This window comes from Cellulomonas sp. PSBB021, from assembly GCF_002240455.1.
Classification (GTDB): Bacteria; Actinomycetota; Actinomycetes; order Actinomycetales; family Cellulomonadaceae; genus Cellulomonas; species Cellulomonas uda.
This window is the reverse complement of record NZ_CP021430.1, coordinates 1,014,061-1,031,919: the sequence shown is the minus strand read 5'-3', so window position 1 is coordinate 1,031,919 and position 17,859 is coordinate 1,014,061. Positions and strand designations below refer to the sequence as shown.

Annotated in this window: 14 protein-coding genes; 7 read left to right on the top strand and 7 right to left on the bottom strand. The window is 74.6% G+C overall.

Annotation, left to right across the window (positions count from 1 at the left end; translation table 11 throughout):
* Positions 1 to 5: 5 nt before the first annotated feature.
* Positions 6 to 740 (top strand): FAD:protein FMN transferase, encoded by a 735-nt coding sequence (locus CBP52_RS04625; RefSeq protein ID WP_232514655.1) that lies wholly within the window; start codon positions 6 to 8, stop codon positions 738 to 740.
* Here CBP52_RS04625 and CBP52_RS04620 read toward each other — a convergent pair.
* Together CBP52_RS04620 and CBP52_RS04615 are read right to left on the bottom strand one after the other, a co-directional pair.
* A complete protein-coding gene (locus tag CBP52_RS04620) occupies positions 703 to 1,947 on the bottom strand; it encodes a sensor histidine kinase KdpD (protein ID WP_094180018.1) in 1,245 nt (414 codons plus the stop codon). The genes CBP52_RS04625 and CBP52_RS04620 overlap by 38 nt on opposite strands.
* The gene (locus CBP52_RS04615; protein ID WP_198303526.1) at positions 1,944 to 2,618 is read right to left on the bottom strand and encodes a response regulator transcription factor; all 675 of its coding nucleotides are present in this window, start codon (positions 2,616 to 2,618) and stop codon (positions 1,944 to 1,946) included. The genes CBP52_RS04620 and CBP52_RS04615 overlap by 4 nt, the downstream gene beginning before the upstream one ends.
* A gap of 148 nt (positions 2,619 to 2,766) precedes the next feature.
* On the opposite strand from CBP52_RS04615, the gene CBP52_RS04610 reads away from it, so the two are divergent.
* The 4 genes from CBP52_RS04610 (at position 2,767) to CBP52_RS04595 (ending at position 6,784) form a co-directional block, all read left to right on the top strand.
* Complete coding sequence (locus CBP52_RS04610) at positions 2,767 to 5,238, top strand: FAD-dependent oxidoreductase (RefSeq protein WP_094180017.1); 2,472 nt, start codon at positions 2,767 to 2,769, stop codon at positions 5,236 to 5,238.
* Positions 5,239 to 5,377: 139 nt separating this feature from the next.
* Positions 5,378 to 5,731 carry a VOC family protein gene (locus CBP52_RS04605; protein ID WP_094180016.1) on the top strand — a complete coding sequence of 118 codons (354 nt, stop codon included), beginning with the start codon at positions 5,378 to 5,380 and terminating at the stop codon, positions 5,729 to 5,731.
* An 18-nt stretch (positions 5,732 to 5,749) separates the two neighbouring features.
* Complete coding sequence (locus CBP52_RS04600) at positions 5,750 to 6,265, top strand: VOC family protein (RefSeq protein WP_094180015.1); 516 nt, start codon at positions 5,750 to 5,752, stop codon at positions 6,263 to 6,265.
* Positions 6,266 to 6,322: 57 nt separating this feature from the next.
* Positions 6,323 to 6,784 (top strand): hypothetical protein, encoded by a 462-nt coding sequence (locus CBP52_RS04595; protein ID WP_094182149.1) that lies wholly within the window; start codon positions 6,323 to 6,325, stop codon positions 6,782 to 6,784.
* A gap of 3 nt (positions 6,785 to 6,787) precedes the next feature.
* Here the strand turns inward: CBP52_RS04595 and CBP52_RS04590 are convergent, their stop codons facing one another.
* The gene (locus CBP52_RS04590) at positions 6,788 to 9,067 is read right to left on the bottom strand and encodes a cellulose binding domain-containing protein (RefSeq protein ID WP_094180014.1); all 2,280 of its coding nucleotides are present in this window, start codon (positions 9,065 to 9,067) and stop codon (positions 6,788 to 6,790) included.
* 226 nt (positions 9,068 to 9,293) lie between these two features.
* On the opposite strand from CBP52_RS04590, the gene CBP52_RS04585 reads away from it, so the two are divergent.
* Together CBP52_RS04585 and CBP52_RS04580 are read left to right on the top strand one after the other, a co-directional pair.
* Complete coding sequence (locus tag CBP52_RS04585) at positions 9,294 to 9,797, top strand: hypothetical protein (RefSeq protein WP_094180013.1); 504 nt, start codon at positions 9,294 to 9,296, stop codon at positions 9,795 to 9,797.
* A 193-nt stretch (positions 9,798 to 9,990) separates the two neighbouring features.
* Positions 9,991 to 10,335 (top strand): RNA polymerase-binding protein RbpA, encoded by a 345-nt coding sequence (locus tag CBP52_RS04580; RefSeq protein WP_048341874.1) that lies wholly within the window; start codon positions 9,991 to 9,993, stop codon positions 10,333 to 10,335.
* 80 nt (positions 10,336 to 10,415) lie between these two features.
* Here the strand turns inward: CBP52_RS04580 and CBP52_RS04575 are convergent, their stop codons facing one another.
* The 4 genes from CBP52_RS04575 to CBP52_RS04560 all read right to left on the bottom strand — a co-directional run bounded on the left by CBP52_RS04575 (position 10,416) and on the right by CBP52_RS04560 (position 17,854).
* Positions 10,416 to 11,207, bottom strand: a complete 792-nt coding sequence (locus tag CBP52_RS04575) for a polyprenol monophosphomannose synthase (protein WP_094180012.1) — start codon at positions 11,205 to 11,207, stop codon at positions 10,416 to 10,418.
* Complete coding sequence (gene lnt / locus CBP52_RS04570; protein WP_094180011.1) at positions 11,204 to 12,772, bottom strand: apolipoprotein N-acyltransferase; 1,569 nt, start codon at positions 12,770 to 12,772, stop codon at positions 11,204 to 11,206. The genes CBP52_RS04575 and lnt overlap by 4 nt, the downstream gene beginning before the upstream one ends.
* Positions 12,773 to 13,299: 527 nt before the next feature.
* Positions 13,300 to 14,916: an amidohydrolase gene (locus tag CBP52_RS04565; protein WP_094180010.1), complete on the bottom strand. Its 1,617-nt coding sequence runs from the start codon at positions 14,914 to 14,916 to the stop codon at positions 13,300 to 13,302.
* 28 nt (positions 14,917 to 14,944) lie between these two features.
* On the bottom strand, positions 14,945 to 17,854 hold the full coding sequence (locus CBP52_RS04560; protein ID WP_094180009.1) for an RNA helicase: 2,910 nt from the start codon (positions 17,852 to 17,854) through the stop codon (positions 14,945 to 14,947).
* Between the last annotated feature and the right edge of the window lie 5 nt (positions 17,855 to 17,859).

Sequence of the window (17,859 nt, the reverse complement as noted above, 5' to 3'; positions counted from 1 at the left end):
TGCGGGTGAGCGAGCACGTCATGGGCACGGTCTTCTCGCTCGACGTCCGAGCGACCGCGCCCGATGTCGCGGCGCGTGCGGCCGCGGACGCGTTCGCGCTGCTGCGCGAGGCCGAGGCACGGTTCAGCCCGTTCCTGGCGGACAGCGAGCTGCGCCGGTTCGAGCGGGGCGAGTGCGCGCCCTCGTCGGACCTGCGCGAGGTGCTCGCGATCGCGGAGCGCGCGTCGGCCGACAGCGGCGGCGCGTTCGACGTGCGGGCGCCGGACGGGTCCCTCGACACGAACGGCGTGGTCAAGGGCTGGGCGGCCCAGCGGGCGGCCGACGCGCTCACGGCCGCCGGCTGCGGCGCGTTCTGCCTGAACGCCGGGGGAGACGTCGTCACCCGCGGGGCCCCCGAGCCCGGGCGCGGCTGGCGGACCGGGGTGCGGGACCCGCACGACCCGCGGCGCATGCTCGCGGTGGTCGAGCTGGGTGACGGCGCCGTCGCGACGTCGGGCGTGTACGAGCGGGGCAGCCACGTGTGGGACGGCCGCACGGGTCGCCCGGCGACCGGGCTCCTGGCGGCCACCGTCGTCGCGGACGACCTCACGACCGCGGACGTGCTCGCGACGAGCGTGCTCGCGCTCGGGCCGGACGGCGTCGCATGGGCACTCGACCACGGCGCCCGCGACGCGTTCGGCGTGCGACCCGACGGCCGGCTCGTCACCGCCGCGCGCGCGGCGCCGTCGCCGGGAGCGTGAGCGTGACGGTCGTGCCGGGCCGCCCGTCGGCACGGGGACCGGCGTCGACGGCACCGCCGTGCTGCGCGGCGACCTCGGCGACGAGGGCCAACCCCAGGCCGTAGTGGCGCGCGCCGTCGTCGCTGCGCACGCGCCGCGACGCGAACCGCTCGAACACGTCGAGGGAGCCGCCCGCCGGCAGGCCGGGCCCGTCGTCACCGACCTCGACCGTCACCGATCCTCCGGTCGCGCGGGTCGTGACCTCGACGGTCGTGGCCGCATGGTCGAGCGCGTTGTCGACGAGAGCCGTGACGGCGCGCCGCACGGACGTGGGGGAGACCTCGGCGACCGGCCCGGTCCCGGCAGTCCCGAGGTGGACCAACGCCACGCCGCGTTCCTCGGCGGCGGCGGCAGCGGCGTCGACCACCCCGCGCACGAGGGCGTCCAGGTCGGTCGGCTCGGTCTCGGGAGCGCGCGTGTCGGCCGCGACGAGCATGTCCTCGAGGATCGCGGTCAGCGCGCGGGCGTCCGCCAGCACGCCGTCGACCGCCTCCGGGACGCGTGAGTCGCGCGCGAGCACCCCCTCGCCCTGCAGGCGGCGCCGGAGCAGCTGCACGCGGGTCGTCAGCAGCGTCAGGGGAGTGCGCAGCTCGTGGCTCGCGTCGGCGACGAACCGCCGCTGCAGCGCGAGCGCCTCGACGGTGGGCCGCACCGCACGCCGGCCGAGCCACGCGCCGCCGAGCCCCGCGAGCAGCACCCCCGCAGCGCCCGCGACACCGAGCGCGGCCACGAGCCGCTCGGTCTCCTCGTGCGCGGGACGCGGGTCCAGCACCGCCTGCGTCACGCCGTGCCGCGCAGGCGCCGTGAGCACGACGAAGGACCCGTCGTCGTCCGCCACGCGCGACCACTGCTCGGTCCCCGTGACTGCCGCCGCACGCAGCGCCGCCACGTCCGGGAGGGGGGAGGGCATGCCGTCGGACACCTCGAGTCCGCGCGGGCCGTCGATCGCGAGCCACACGCCGGCGGGTGCGTCCCGCACGTCGTCGGCGGTCCGGACGGCCGAGCGCAGCCGGTCCTCACCCGCACGAGCCTGCGTCGTCGTGACGACGGCCAGTACGACCGCCGCGACCAGCACGACGCTCGCGAGCACCAGGGCCGCGGTCTGCCACCCGAGCACGGCGGCCGTGCGCCGCAGGCGGGTCTGCTCGGCCGGCGTCAGCCCGCTCACGCGTCACCCAGCCGGTACCCGAGCCCGCGCACCGTCGCGACCGCCGACCGGCCGAGCTTGCGGCGCAGGTAGTAGACGTACGTGTCGACGACGCCCTCGTCGTCGACGCCGTCGAACACGTGGGCGAGGATGTCCGTGCGCGAGAACACCTGCCGTGGGCGGGTCGCCAGCAGCGCGAGCAGCGAGCACTCGCGCTCGGACAGGTCGACCGCCGTGCCGTCGGGGCCCGTGACCCGCCGCCCGCGGACGTCCAGCTCGCGCGACCCGAGGTGCAGGACGCCCGTGGGCACCGGACCGGCCGCGCGTCGGTGCAGCGCTCGCAGGCGCGCCGCGAGCTCGTCGAGGTCGAACGGCTTGCCCATGTAGTCCTCGGCGCCGGCGTCGAGCCCGGCGACCCGGTCGGCCGGGTTGCCGAGCGCCGACAGGACGAGTGCCGGGGCGGTGACGCCACGTGCCCGCAACCGCGTCAGCAGGTCGAGGCCCTCGAGGGCCGGCAGGCCGCGGTCGAGCACCAGGAGGTCGAACGGCCGGGTCAGGCCGAGGTGCAGACCACGCTGGCCGTCGCGCGCGAGGTCGACCCGGTAGCCCTCGTCCGTCAGGAACTCCTCGAGCATGCCCGCGAGCTCGCGGTCGTCCTCGACGAGCAGCACCCGGACCCCGTCGTTCGTCATCGGCACGCCTCCCGGCCCATCGTAGGCGCCGAGCGCCGCGCGGCCGTCACAGATACCACCGGGGGTATGCGACCTACGTCCCGCGTCGCCCGTCGGCACCCCACCTAGCGTCGGCTCCAGCAGCACGTCCAGGAAGATCGGAGCAGTCATGAAGGTCGTCGCCATCGGGGGCGTCGCCGCCGGGATGTCCGCAGCCGCCCGCATCCGGCGGCTCGACGAGACGGCGCAGATCACGGTGCTCGAACGCGGGCACCACGTGTCCTACGCCAACTGCGGGCTGCCGTACCACGTGGGGGAGGTCATCGCCGACCGGTCGCGCCTGCTGGTGCAGACCCCGCAGACCCTGCGCGCGATGCTCGACATCGACGTGCGCACCGGGGTCGAGGCCGTCGCGATCGACCGCGAGGCCCGGACCGTCCGGGTGCGCGACCTCGCGACCGGCGCCGAATACGACGAGCCCTACGACCGCCTGGTGCTCGCCCCGGGAGCCGAACCCGTGCGGCCGCCCGTACCCGGCGTCGACCTGCCGGCCGTGCACGTGCTGCGGCGCATCGGCGACATGGACGCCATCAAGCGGCTCGTCGACGGCGCCGGGGGAGCGGGCCGCGAGGGCGGGGCCCGGCACGCCGTCGTCATCGGCGCGGGCTACGTCGGCCTCGAGATGGCGGAGAACCTGCAGCACCGCGGCGTCACCGTGGCGGTCGTCGAGATGGCCGACCAGATCATGCCGTCGATGGACCGCGAGCTCACGACGACCGTCGAGAACCACCTGCGCGCCCACGGCGTGAGCCTGCACCTCGGCACCGCGGCCGCCGCGTTCACCGCGCTGCCCGACGAGCGGGTCCGGGTCGAGCTGCGGGACGGCTCCACGATCGACACCGACCTCGTGGTGCTCGCCGCGGGCGTGCGGCCCGCGGTCGGGCTCGCCGTGGACGCGGGGCTCGAGCTGGGGCCGCGCGGCGGCATCCGTGTGGACGCCCACATGCGGACGTCCGACCCGCACATCTGGGCCGCCGGAGACGCCGTCGAGGTCCCGCACACGGTTCTCGAGGGCAGCTGGCTGATCCCGCTGGCCGGACCGGCCAACCGGCAGGGCCGCGTGGCGGCCGAGAACGTCTGCGGCCGCGACACCACGTACTCGTCCACGCAGGGGACGTCGGTCGTGCGGGTGTTCGACATGGTGGCCGGGGGCACGGGAGCCTCCGAGCGGCAGCTGACCGCGGCCGGGATCCCGTTCCGTACGGTGAGCACGCACCCGCACGGGCACGCCGGGTACTACCCGGGCACGGCCATGATGCACGTCAAGATCCTGTTCACGCCCGACACCGGCAGGCTGCTCGGCGCACAGATCGCCGGCTTCGACGGCGTCGACAAGCGGCTCGACGTGCTCGCGACCGCGCTGCGCGCGGGCATGACCGTCGAGGACCTCGAAGGGCTCGAGCTCGCGTACGCACCGCCGTTCGGCTCGGCCAAGGACCCCGTGAACATGGCGGGCTTCGTCGCTGCGAACACGCTGCGCGGCGACCTGGAGCTCTGGCACGCGAGCGACTACCCGGACGCGACGCAGGGCGCGCGGATCATCGACGTGCGCGGGCCCGACGAGTTCGCGCTGTGGCATCTGCCCGGTGCCGAGAACGTGCCTCTCGAGCAGCTCCGTCAGGAGCAGGAGGGCTGGGAGCGGGGGACACCGCTGCGGCTCTACTGCGCCGTGGGCTTCCGGAGCTACCTCGCGTTCCGGATCCTGGTGCAGCGCGGCTTCACGGACGTGCGCACCCTCTCGGGAGGTATGGCGACGTTCCGCGCGTTCCACGACGTGACGCCGAGCGAGGTCGACACGCCCGCGCCGGTCATCTCCTACGCCGCGCCCACCGGCGCGCCCGCCGAGGGCACCGGCACGCTCGTGGACCTCGACTGCACCGGCCTGGCCTGTCCCGGCCCGATCATGAAGCTCCAGGAGCGCATGACGACGCTGTCACCCGGCGACGAGCTCCTGGTGCACGTCTCGGACGCGGGGTTCCGGCTCGACGCACCCGCGTGGGCCGCCCGCAACGGCCACACGGTGCTGGACCTCACGCCCGAGGGACCGGGATACGCCGCCCGCATCCGCAAGGGCGGTGCACCCGGCGACGTCCCTGCCCGACGCCCCGCGCGCGACAAGAAGTCGTTCGTCGTGTTCTCCGGCGAGCTCGACAAGGTCCTCGCCGCGTTCATCCTCGCCAACGGGGCGGCCGCGATGGGGGACGACGTGTCGATGTTCTTCACGTTCTGGGGGCTCAGCTCGCTGCGCCGCCAGGACCCGCCCCGACGCGAGCGGACCGTGCTCGACCGCATGTTCGCCGCGATGATGCCGCGGGGCGCCGACCGCCTGAAGCTGTCGAACCTCCACATGCTGGGGGCGGGGACGTGGCTGATGAAGAAGGTCATGCGTGACCACCAGGTCGCGACGCTGCCGGAGCTCATCGCCTCGGCGCAGGCGTCGGGCGTCCGCCTGGTCGGCTGCACGATGACGATGGACCTGCTGGGCATCGCGGTGGACGACCTCGTCGACGGCGTCGAGCTCGGTGGCGTCGCCACGTTCCTGGGCGACGCGTCCGAGTCGAACGCGGCCCTGTTCATCTAGCGCCGTCCATCTGACGGGGGATCCGGGCGGCCGCTCCTCGTCCGGCCGTCTGAGCCGGGCTGACATAATGTGCATTATCGGCGTTACGCCGTGATGCTCGCCCGGCGACGACGGACCGGGTCGCTGGCACGATGGCCCGATGGAACGCGTCCTCGGGATCGGTGGCTGCTTCGTCCGGTCGGCGGACCCCGACGCGCTGCTCGCGTGGTACCGCGACGCGCTCGGCATGGACCTCGGCCCGTACGGGGTGTGGCACCAGGACGACGGCCCGACGGTCGTCGCGGCGTTCCCGACGGACACCGAGTACCTCGGAGACCCGACTCAGCGCACGATGCTCGGCTTCCGCGTACGCGACCTGGACGCGATGCTCGAGCAGCTGCGCGCCCTCGGTGCCCGGGTGGACCCGCAGACGCAGGACATGGACGGCGTCGGCCGGTTCGGCTGGGTCACCGATCCGGACGGCAACCGGGTCGAGCTCTGGCAGCCGGCGTGACCGCTCCTGGCACGCCGGGTGTCGAACGGGTGTTCGACACCCGGCCGTGGTGTCACGGGACCGCATGACGCGGGACAGCGAGGACGTCAACCGGCGGCTGCTCCGCGCGCGGGACGACTACCGCACGCGCACGACGGGCGGACCCGAGCCCGGGTCGGGGACCTGGGCGATGACGCGGCGCTCGCGTTCTACGTCGACGTGCTCGGCCTCGAGGTCGGTGCGGACGTCGACTTCGGCCCGATGCGCTGGCTCACCGTCCGGGTGCCCGGCGACCGCAAGGAGATCCTGCTCGAGCGCCCCGGCCCGCCCGCGCACGACGAGCAGACGGCCGAGCAGGTGCGCGACCTGGTGACCAAGGGCGCGGGCGGGGGCTGGCTCGCGTTCGAGACCGCCGATGTCGACGGCACGTTCGAACGGCTGGCCGCGGCCGGCGTCGACGTCACGCAGGAGCCCATGGACCAGCCCTACGGCCGGGACTTCGGCATCCGTGACCCGTTCGGCAACCACATCCGCATCGGGAGCCTCAAGGGCTGAGCGACCGGACCGCAAAGCCGTTGAGCCGGTCCCGCTCACCGTGTCAGGGTGCTCGGCATGCGATGGGTCACCGCGGACGAGATCACGGCGGCACGCGACGCGTTCGAGCTCACGATCGACGGCTGGCGGCGGCCGCGCGCGCACGGGGTCGGCCTCGTTCCGTCGGACGCACCCTCGCCGCGGCCCGAGCACTTCCCGCTCGTGAACTCCCGCGAGCACATGCTGCCGGGCGTCGTCGTCGCGCACGTCGTCGGGCACGCGCGAGGCACCGCGGCCTACCGGCTCACCCGCGCCGGGCTCGAGCGCGCGGTCACGATGCTCGCACCGGCCGAGGCGTGCGACGTCTACCAGCACCCGAACCTGTGGACGTGGCGCGACACGTACCTGCCGAGCCTCGACTCCGACCCGGACGCGACGCTCGTCGCCGTCTTCCTGGACGACGAGGACGACGCGGACGACGCGACCACGGTGCCGGACCCGGCGGTCGCGGCGTTCCGCAGCGCGCTCGCGGCGCGCTGACGCTCAGGGCGTCCAGACCGCCGGCCAGGCGGGAGCGGTGAACCCGTCCCCGAGGAAGAACCCGGTGTGCGGCGGCTGGTTGTACGCGGTGTTCTGCCACGCGATCGCGACCCGGTACGTCTGGTCGTGCAGCAGCGTCGGCAGACGCAGGCTCGTCGCGATCGGCGTCGCGTAGATGCGCAGCGCGGAGTCGTCGCTCGTCGGCCAGACCACCTCCTCGCGCCAGTCCCCCAGCAGGTCGCCGGACAGCGACGGCGTGGCCTTCGTGCCGTTGTTCGAGTGCACGCCCGAGGCCGTGAGCAGCCGCGTGTCGCCGCTCGGGCCGTACTTGTCGACGCGCGTCTGGTCGAGCAGCTCGCGGACCGGGTCACCGTCCCACCAGGCGAGGAAGTTCGTCGACGAGGGCTTGCGGCCGATCTCCTGCCCGGACGTGCTGCGGAGCTGGGAGTCGGCCGACGACCAGGACTCCGCGCCGGGCGAGCCGGCCCACACGTCGTCGGACACCCCGCGCCCGTTGTCGGTGGTCGCGCTCGTGCGCCAGAGCAGCTGCCCGGTGCGGGCGTCGGCCATCCACGAGTCGGGCTGCGAGGTGGACTCGGTGACCTTGTAGTACTCGAGCCCCGGCCTGCTGGGGATCAGGTCGCCCACGTGCCCGGCGTCGCCGTGACCGGTGCCGTTGCTCCACAGGAACCGACCGTCGTCGTCGATCGCCGCGGCGCCGTAGAGGACCTCCTGGCGCCCGTCGGAGTCGACGTCCGCCACCGCGAGCGCGTGGTTGCCCTGCCCGGCGACCGACGCGTTGCCGCTGCTCGAGCTGTTCGAGTCGAACGTCCACCGGCGCGTCAGCGCCCCGCCGCGGTAGTCCCACGCGACGACGACGGCCCGCGTGTAGTACCCGCGCGCCATGATGATCGACGGGCGGACGCCGTCCAGGTACGCCGTGCCGGCGAGGAACCGGTCGACCCGGTTCCCGTACGAGTCGCCCCAGCTCGAGACCGTGCCGCGCGCCGGGACGTACGACGTCGTGGCGCCGATCCGCCCGTCGGAGCCCTCGAACACGGTGAGGTACTCGGGCCCGGACAGGACGTAGCCCGAGGAGTTGCGGTGGTCGGCGTTCGCGTCGCCGATCACCTGCCCCGTGCCCGAGCGCGTGCCGTCGGCGGTCTTGACCGCGACCTCGGCTCCCCCGTCACCGTCGAAGTCGTAGACCTGGAACTGCGTGTAGTGCGCACCGGCCCGGATGTTCCGGCCCAGGTCGATGCGCCACAGCCGCGTCCCGTCGAGCCGGTAGCCGTCGAGGTACACGTTCCCCGTGACGCCCGACTGCGAGTTGTCCTTCGCGTTCGTCGGGTCCCACTTCAGGACGAGGTCGAGGTCCCCGTCGCCGTCGAGGTCGCCGACGCTCGCGTCGTTCGCGGTGTAGTCGCTCCCCGGCTTGGAGATCGGCACGTCGAGGTAGCCGTTCGCGAACGTCAGGCTCGCCGCCGAGGACGCCTGCTCGCTGCCGCCGACGACCGCGCGGACCGTGTAGCGCGCGGACGACGACGCGCCCGCGTCCAGGTAGCTCGTGGTGGTCGTCAGCGGTGACGAGGTCAGCCGTGTGCCGTCGCGGTAGACGTGGAACGCGACGTCACGGGGGTCGGTGCCGAGCAGCCGCCACTGGACGAGGTTGCCGCTGCCGGAGCGGACGCTGATGACGCCGCGGTCGAGCCGCTCCGCCTGCCAGGCGCCGGCAGGCGGGACGGTGGGCGTGGGCGTGGGCGTGGGTGTCGGGGTCGGCGTTGCGCTCGGCGTCACCGAGGGCGTGCTGGATGCCGTCGGTGACGGGGTGCTCGTCGGCTCGCTCGTCGGTGCGACGCCGCCGGTGCACGCCGTCCCGTTCAGCGACACGCTCGTCGGGACGCGGTTCGCGGACTGCCACGAGCCGATGAAGCCGAACGACGCCGAGCCACCCGCCGCGAGAGCGGCGTTCCAGTCGACGTTGCGGGCCGTGGCCGTGCTCCCCGACTGGGTGACCGTCGCGTTCCACGCCTGGCTGACGGTCTGACCGTCGGCGAACGTCCACGCGACGGTCCAGCCCGTGACCGCGTCCCCGAGGTTCCTGACGACGACCTCGGCGCCGAACCCGCCCGACCACTGGCTGGTGACCGTGTAGGCGGCCGTGCAGCCGGTGACCGCCGCCGCCGGGCTCGCGACCAGCCCTGCCGCCGCGAGGGCGCCCGCCACGCCGAGCGCGGCCCCCGTCGTCGAGGGACGTGCACGGTTCGTCGCCGTCCGTCGCATGTCCCGAACGTACGGGAGGGCGCACGACGGACCGCAAGCCTCGTCGGGAAGCGCGCTCCCTCCCGAAACGATTCCGACGCCGCGTGCACGTGAACGCACCCCTCGTCGTCCGGCTGCTCCGGCACGACCGCTCGCGACCCGACCCCAGCCGTTCCCGGACGCGCCTCGTCCACAGCGGGCGCCGGCCACGGCCCGCGGGCGCTCGCGGGCGGGCACCGTGGCCCGCATGACGCCACGACACTGGGACGCGCACGGTCCCGACGACGACCTCGCCGACCTCGCCGGGCTGGCCGGCACCCCGATCCGCTCCCCCACCGAGGCGTCGCGCGTGCTGCGCCTGCTCGTCGGACCCGAGTCGCGCGGCCCCGCCGCGCTGTGGTGCGTGCTGCTGGACGCCGACGACCGGCTCCTGCCGTTCGTGCTGGCCATCAGCGACCGACCGCTCGCACCCGACGCCGGCTTCGCGGACCTGCTGTGCGACGACCTCGCGTCGCTGCTCGAGCACCACGCGGTGGGCGGGTCCGTCGTTGCCGCGCTCGTCGGGGACGCCGACGAGGACGTGTGCGACCAGCTCACGTGGTCGACCGCGCTCGAGCGGTCCGCGGAGCGCGCCGGGGTGCCGCTCGCCGCGGTCGTGACCGTGGGCCCGCACGGCCCCACGGTCCTGGTCCCCTGGACGCCGTCCGGCTGCTCGGGCGAACCGGACCCGGGCGGCTGGCCCGAGGGGTAACGTCGGGGTGCGCCGGGCCGGGGACGGGAGCCCGCGTGGGGAAGGTCACTGCCGGCGGAGCGAGCCTGTGCGGCCCGCTCCGCGTGCGTTCACGAAGCCTTCACGTCACGCTGGAACACTGAAGAGCTCCCCACCGTTGACGTCGGTGGAAACCCACACTCGACGGCCGCGATCCGGCACGGAGGTCACACCCATGGCGAACAGGTCCCTGCGCGGCATGCGCATCGGGTCGCAGAGCATGGAGACCGAGGAGGGCGTCGACTTCGCCCCTCGTCTCCAGGCGCACTACGACTGCCCCAACGGCCACACGATCATCCTCCCGTTCTCGGTCGAGGCCGACGTCCCGGTCGTCTGGGAGTGCCGCTGCGGCGCGGAGGCGCTCCTGCGCGACGCGTCCAAGCCGGAGGCGAAGGCCACCAAGCCCCCGCGCACGCACTGGGACATGCTCCTCGAGCGGCGCACCATCGGTGAGCTCGAGGAACTGCTCGACGAGCGCCTCGACCTGCTCCGCGCGGGCAAGCTGCGCCGCAGCGCCTGATCCCAGCGGCGCCTGATCCCAGCAGGGCCTGATCCCAGCAGCGCCTGGTTCGCCGGCCTCCCCCGCCGACCGCGACCGCGTCAGTGCCGCGCCGGGTGCTCCACGCCTCGGCCCGTCACCTTCCGGAACGCTCCCGCCACCTGGCGGGAGCGTTCTGCCATCCCCCACCCCGTGACCTTGAGCAGAGCCTCGACGACGATGTCGCGGCTCATCTTGGACGCGCCGAGCTCGCGCTCGACGAAGGTGATCGGCACCTCGACCACGCGGGCCCCGGCGCGCAGGGACCGCAGCGTCATGTCGATCTGGAAGCAGTAGCCGCGCGATGCGACGTCGACGAGCTGCAGCTCCCGCAGCAGGTCCGCCCGGTAGGCCCGGAACCCGCCCGTCGCGTCGTGCACCGGGATACCGAGCAGCAGGCGCGTGTAGGTGTTCGCGCCGCGGGACAGCACCTCGCGGTTCTTCGGCCAGTTGACGACCTCACCACCCGGCACCCAGCGGGACCCGAGCACGAGGTCCGCGTCGGGGACCGCGGCGAGCAACGCGGGGAGGTCCTGCGCGCGGTGCGAGCCGTCCGCGTCCATCTCGACCACGACGTCGTAGTCGCGCTCGAGGGCCCACCCGAACCCCGCGACGTACGCGGCGCCCAGCCCTTGCTTGCCGGAGCGGTGCAGCACCGTGACCGTGCGCGCGACGCCCGCCGCACGTTCGTCGGCCGCGATCTGCTCGACGAGCGGACCGGTGCCGTCGGGCGATGCGTCGTCGACCACCAGCACGTCGGCGCCCGGCACGTGCTCCAGCAGCCGGGCGAGCGCGCCCGGGATCGACTCCTTCTCGTTGTACGTCGGGACGACGACGAGCACTCGAGGACTCACGCGGGCTCCCCCCGGTTCGTGCCGCGCAGGCGCGCGGCTCCTACGACGCCGGACACCACGGCGGCCAGCGCGAGGGCGTCGATGACCCACGCCGGCCACCCACCCAGACGCGTCGCCCAGGTCTGCGACGTGCGCAGCGGAAGGCTAGCGATCATCTGGTCCGCCGTGAACAGCTCGGTGCGCCGGGTGACCGCGCCGTTGGGCTCGATGACCGCGCTGACACCCACCGTGGAGATCTGCACGGTGGCCCGACCGTGCTCGACGGCGCGGATGCGCGACATCGCGAGCTGCTGGGTCGACTCGTCGGACCAGCCGAACGTCGCGTTGTTGGTCTGCACGACGAGCACCTCGCCGCCGGAGCGGACCGCCGACCGCACGAGCGGGTCGTACGCGACCTCGAAGCAGATGACGTCACCGATCCCGACCGTGCGCCCCAGGCGCTCGGACTCGAGCGGGACGAAGCCGGGCCGGGTGCCCGGGAGCATGTCGCGGGTCACGCGGTCCACGGCGTCGGAGAAGATCCGTGCCACCGACCGCAGCGGGATGTACTCGGCGAACGGCGCCGGGTGCTGCTTGGAGTAGGACGCGACGACACCTTGTCCGGGCTCCCACAAGACCGAGGTGTTGTAGCGGCCGCCCGAGTCCGGGTACTCGACGGTGCCGACGAGCATGGGCGCACCCACGGCCTGCGCCGCGGCGTCGATCGCTGCGGCGGCGTCCTCGTCGACCTGCGGGTCGATGTCGGTGCCGTTCTCCGGCCACAGCACCAGGTCGAGCTGCCCTGACTCGACCTGGTCGAGCAGCGCGTGGGTCCCCCGCACGTGGTTGTCGAGCACCACCGCGCGCCGCCCGAACGCGTCGAGCCCCTGCCCCGGGACGTTCCCCTGCACCGCGCCGACGCGCAGCACGCCGCTCTGAGCGGAGGTCGGCAGCGGGATGGCGACGCCCAGGACGACGAGCAGGACCGCCGCCAGGCCCGCGCTGCCGGCCCGGACGAGCCGGGCGTGGCGCAGCGAGCCCAGGCTGATGCCGAGCAGCACGCCCGCGCCGACCGTCACCGCGCTGAGGGCGGGAACGCCACCGAGCGAGGCGAACGCGACGAGCGGCGAGTCCGACTGCGAGAACGCGAGCCTGCCCCACGGGAACCCGCCGAACGGCCAGGCGGCGAGGCCTTCCTCGAGCGCGACCCAGACGACCACGAAGACGGGCAGCTGCCACCACACGCTGCGCCACACGGCCTCGCCCCGGCGCGCCCAGGTCCAGGCCGCGCCGAACACGGCCACGTACGCCGCGCACGCGAGCGACAGCGCCAGCCACGGCACGGGACCGACCGCGTCGTCGGCCCACGTGATGAGCGCCGGGTAGAAGGACATCCCCCACACGAGACCGACGAGCGCGTTCCACCAGACCCCGTCGCGACGCAGCGCGAGGTAGAGCAACGCGATGCCGCCGAACGCGGCGGGCCAGACGCCCGGCTCGGGGAACGCGACCCGCGTGAGCAGCCCCCCGGCGACGGCGAGCAGCAACGTCCAGACGCGGGACGGCGGGGTGGCGGCGGCGGGCACCGCGCCAGCCTAGGCGAGAGAACCGGGTGCCCCGACGGACGTCGGGCCCGCGTGCGTTGTCGCCCGCGTCCTGCGTGCCGGCCGACCGACCGGCCCGCGTGTCCTTCGTACCGGTCGTGCGCCGCGGCGCGATGACCGTTGTCTACTGAACACGCGGGCCCGGTCGGAGCCAGCGAACCGCCTCGAGAGGCGTCCCCCGGACGGGCGTCGTCGGCTCGTCCAGGGCGGGACCTCGTCGTCGTCTGCATCCCCTTGGTCGGCGGGTCAACCGGAAAACTACCGCGCTGGAGAACGGTGTCAACCCCGGCGTCCGCGCAGGCCAGAGGACTCGCCGCAGGTCAGCACGCCCGGATTTCGGGTGGACCGGGCAGGTTGCCCGGCGTGTCGCCCCGCGTGTCGCGCCACCCGCGGTGGTCGACCCGCGTGCTACGCCGAACGGGTGACCCCCTCGGCCGCCGACCGACCGGGAGATTCCACCCTCCGCGCAGCCCGGTTTCACCCGGTCGCCGCACACGCCCCGGCTGGCCTCAGGCCAGCGTGTCGTACAGGACCACCCCGTCGCGCACGGTACGCAGGCAGCGGGGCGGCTCCTCGTCCGCACCCAGGAGCGGCAGCAGCGGCGTGCCCGCCTGGGCGTCCGGGTTCCATGCGGACAGCCGCCCGTCGGGCGCCTGCACCGCGAGGTGCTCGGCGCGCCAGACCGCGAGGTGCGCGGGTGAGCCCACCCGCAGCTCGCCCACCTGGTCGTGCCCCGCGAGCCGCCAACCCCCGCGGGTCGCCGCGCGGAACGCGGCGCGCGCCGAGAGCCGCTGCTCGACCGCGTGGTGCTCCACGGCCGCGCGTACCGCCGCCCACCCGTCGACGGGCGTCACGGGCGAGTCCGAGCCGAACGCGAGCGGCACCCCCGCGCTCGCCAGGTCCGCCAGCGGGTTCAGGGCCGCCGCACGGCCGGCCCCGAGACGCGCGGCGTACATGCCGTCCGCACCGCCCCACCACGCGTCGAACGCGGGCTGGACGGACAGCCGCACCCCCAGGAGCACGAGCGCCGCGAGCGTGGGCGCGTCGACCATCTCCGCGTGCTCGACCCGCACACCGGTGCGCGCGACCGCGGCCGGGCCGTCGACGTCGACCGCGGCGCGCAGCCCGATCAGGAGCTCGTCCATGGCGCGGTCCCCGATGACGTGGAACCCCGCCTGCACGCCCGCGCGGGACGCGGCCGTGATGTGGTTCGCGATGCGCTCGGCCGTCAGGTGCAGCACGCCGTCACCCGGGGCGTCCGCGTACGGTGCGCGCAGCGCCGCGGTCCGCGACCCGATCGAGCCGTCGACGTTGAGGTCTCCCCCGATCCCGGTGAGCCCCGGGATCGTGGCGAGCAGCTCGCGCGCGTCGTCGACCGTCACGCACGCCTCCCCGCGGTAGCCGACGAGGTGCGGCAGCCCGCCCTCGGCGTCACGCGTGAGCTCGAGGAGCTCGACCAGCCCCGCGCGCGTGTCGATGTGCGGCGCGGAGTGCTCGTGCACCGACACGACGCCGCGCGCGGCGGCCTCCGTCAGTGCGCGTCGGTACAGGCGTGTGCGGCGCGCCGGGTCCACGTCGCGCGCGGCGTCGCGGGCCACGTGGTGGGCCTCGCCCTCCACGCGACCGTTTGCGGACCAGCCCGGGAGCGTGTCGAGCGCAAGCCGCCGCGCGAACCCGGTGGAGACCACCGCGCTGTGCAGGTCGGCGCGTCCGAGGTACACCGCACGACCGCCGGCGGCGGCGTCGACCTCCGCAGCGGTCGGCGCGCGGCCCTCCGCCCAGGCGGTCTCGTCCCACCCGAAGCCCAGCAGCACCTCGTCGCGGTCGTCGTGCGCGTCCGCCGCGCGGCGCAGCGCGTCGAGGGCCTCGTCGAGCGAGCGCGTGCCGCTCAGGTCGACGGACTCGAGCGCGAGACCGGTCTCGAGCACGTGGACGTGCGCGTCCACGAAGCCGGGCGTGACGAGCGCGCCGTCGAGGTCGACGACCTCGTCGGCGCGGGACGCGAAACCGGCGGCGGTGTCGTCGGCCCCGAGCCACGCGACGGTGCCGTCCTCGACGAGCACGGCCTCGGCGAACGGGTCGGCGGGCGAGTGCACGACGCCGCCGCGGTAGAGGGTGGAGCTCACACGCGCACGATAGGGCACGCCGGGGGCGTCACACCGACGAGTAGGCGACCACCCCGCGGCGCAACGCGTCCACCGCACGGTCGGCGGTCGCCCGCAGCCGCGCGTGCGGGGCGGCCTGCGAGAGCTGGTCGAGCACGTCGATCACCTGCTTGCACCACCGCACGAAGTCTCCGGCCGTCAGGTCCCCGCCCCGCAGCACCGCGTCGAGGCTGCGGCCGGCCGCCCACCGGTGGACGGCCTCGACGAGACCCATGTCGAGCGGCTGGATGGTCTCCAGCCGGTGTGCCGTCTCGAGGTCGTCGAGCTCGGACCACGCCCGCACGGTGCCCTCGAGCGCGACACCCAGGCGCGACCGCGGGCCGCCGGGGACGCGCGGCTCGGCGTCCTCGTCGCGGCGCGAGCGGTACACGAGCGTCGAGACCGCCGCCGCGAGGGCGGGCGGGTCGAGCTCGTCCCACACGCCTCGACGCAGGCACTCGGCGAGCAGCAGGTCGTTCTCGGCGTACAGGCGACGCAGCCAGCGACCGTCGGCCGTGACCGCCAGCCCGCGCCGGGCCGCGCCCGACGGGTCCTGCGCGGGGTCGTCGGCCGGCTCGAGGTAGCCGAGCGTCACGAGCACGTCGCAGGTGCGGTCGAAGACCGCCGAGATCGAGCCGGTGCGGCCCTGGATCCGCCCGACGAGCGCGTCGTGCTCGGACGAGAGCCGGGACCAGCGCTCGGCCCACCGCGCGTGGTCCTCGCGGTCGGGGCACGCGTGGCACGGGTGCGCGCGCAGCCGTCGTCGCAGCTCGGCCACGTGCGCGTCCTCCTGGGCCGGGGACGGGCGGCGGGTGCGGGCCGCGCGCTGGGGCGCGACGTCCTCGACCGCGGCACGCAGCCGGGCGGCGAGGTCCCGACGCGCGGCAGGCACGCGCACGTTGAGGTCGCGCGGCACGCGCACGTGGCCGACGGTGCGCGCGCCCCCACCCACGTCGGCCGCCGTGAGCCGTTGCACCTGCCGGTCCGTCGTCAGGACGGTCGGGCGTGGCCCGTCGAACCCGCCGGCGCGGCCGGGGTCGACGACCACGACGAACCCGCTGCGCCGTCCGGTGGGCACCTCCAGCACGTCGCCGGGCCGCAGACCCTCGAGCGACGCGACCGCGCGTGCCCGCCGTGCCCCCGTCTCCTGGCGGGTGGCGTCCTTCTCCGCACGCGAGATCTCCCGGCGCAGCGCGGCGTACTCGGCGAAGTCCCCGAGGTGGCACCGCATCGCCTCGGCGTACCCCTCGAGCGCCTCGGTGTGCGCCTGCGCCTGCCGCGCGAGGCCGACGACCCCGCGGTCCGCCTGGAACTGCGCGAAGGACGTCTCGAGCACCTCGCGCGCCCGTTCCCGGCCGACCTGCGCGACGAGGTTGACGGCCATGTTGTACGTGGGCCGGAAGCTGGAGCGCAGCGGGTACAGACGCTTGGACGCGAGACCCGCGAGCTGCACGGGGTCCAGCCCCTGATGGGCCACGACGACCGCGTGCCCCTCGACGTCGATGCCGCGACGTCCCGCACGACCCGTGAGCTGCGTGTACTCCCCCGGCGTGATGTCGACGTGCCGCGAGCCGTCCCACTTGACGAGCTTCTCGAGCACGACGGACCGCGCCGGCATGTTGATGCCGAGCGCCAGCGTCTCCGTCGCGAACACGACCTTCACCAGCCCGCGCGAGAACAGCTCCTCGACGGTCTCCTTGAACAGCGGCAGCATGCCCGCGTGGTGCGCCGCGACGCCGCGGCTGAGCGCGTCGGCGAGCTGCCAGTAGCCCAGGACGTCGAGGTCCTCCGGAGGCACGGCCGCGCAGCGCTCCTCGACCACCTGCCGGATCTCGGCCTGCTCGGCCGGTGTCGTCAGCCGCACACCCGCCGCGAGGCACTGCTGCACCGCCGCCTCGCACCCGGCGCGGGAGAAGATGAACACGATCGCGGGCAGCAGCCCCTCACGGTCGAGCAGGTCGACCATCGCGAACCGCGGCACGGGCCGTACGCCCACGCCGGCGGGCCGCCCGCCGCCCGGTCGGTGCCCGCCACGCCCCCGGTAGCCGCGGTCCCCCGGACCGCGGCGCTCGTCGGGCGACCGGGTGGACAGCAGGCGCCGCAGGTCCGGGTTGATCGGGGGGTCCACGCCCGGGTCCGTCGGGTCCACGTGCCCGGCGTACAGCTCGAGCAGCTCGTCGCGTACCAGCACGTGCTGGCCGAGGGGCACCGGCCGGTGCTCGCTCACCACCACGGCGGTGTCGCCGCGCACCATCGCGAGCCAGTCGCCGAACTCCTCGGCGTTGGACACCGTCGCGGAGAGCGAGACGAGCTGCACGTCGTCGGGCAGGTGGATGATGACCTCCTCCCAGACCGGTCCGCGGAACCGGTCGGCGAGGTAGTGCACCTCGTCCATCACGACGAAGCCGAGCCCGACGAGCGTCGCGGAGCCCGCGTACAGCATGTTGCGGAGCACCTCGGTGGTCATGACGACGACCGGCGCCTCGGAGTTGATCGTGGTGTCACCCGTCAGCAGGCCCACCCGGTCCGGGCCGTAGCGGCGGACCAGGTCGTTGTACTTCTGGTTCGACAGCGCCTTGATGGGCGTCGTGTAGAACGCCTTGCGGCCCGCGCGCAGCGCGAGGTGGACGGCGAACTCCCCGACGACGGTCTTGCCCGCACCGGTCGGCGCGGCCACCAGCACACCGCTGCCGCGCTCGAGCGCACGGCACGACTCGAGCTGGAAGTCGTCCAGCTGGAAGCCGATCAGCTCGCGGAACTGCGCGAGCTCGCTCGCCTCGTCGTGCGCGCGACGGCGCGACGCCGCGTAGCGCTCGGCGGGCGACGGCTCGTCGGGCTCGCGCGGTGCGGACGTCGGGGCCGGGGCGGACGCGCCGGCGTCCGCGACGCTCTGCCTGCGGTGACGGGAACGGGAGGGCACGCCAC

Excerpts from the sequence above, each read along its gene's own strand:
- CBP52_RS04615 (WP_198303526.1), bottom strand. The coding sequence starts at position 2,618 with ATGACGAACGACGGGGTCCGGGTGCTGCTCGTCGAGGACGACCGCGAG.
- CBP52_RS04610 (WP_094180017.1), top strand. The coding sequence starts at position 2,767 with ATGAAGGTCGTCGCCATCGGGGGCGTCGCCGCCGGGATGTCCGCAGCC.
- CBP52_RS04605 (WP_094180016.1), top strand. The coding sequence starts at position 5,378 with ATGGAACGCGTCCTCGGGATCGGTGGCTGCTTCGTCCGGTCGGCGGAC.
- CBP52_RS04595 (WP_094182149.1), top strand. The coding sequence starts at position 6,323 with ATGCGATGGGTCACCGCGGACGAGATCACGGCGGCACGCGACGCGTTC.
- CBP52_RS04590 (WP_094180014.1), bottom strand. The coding sequence starts at position 9,067 with ATGCGACGGACGGCGACGAACCGTGCACGTCCCTCGACGACGGGGGCC.
- CBP52_RS04585 (WP_094180013.1), top strand. The coding sequence starts at position 9,294 with ATGACGCCACGACACTGGGACGCGCACGGTCCCGACGACGACCTCGCC.
- CBP52_RS04580 (WP_048341874.1), top strand. The coding sequence starts at position 9,991 with ATGGCGAACAGGTCCCTGCGCGGCATGCGCATCGGGTCGCAGAGCATG.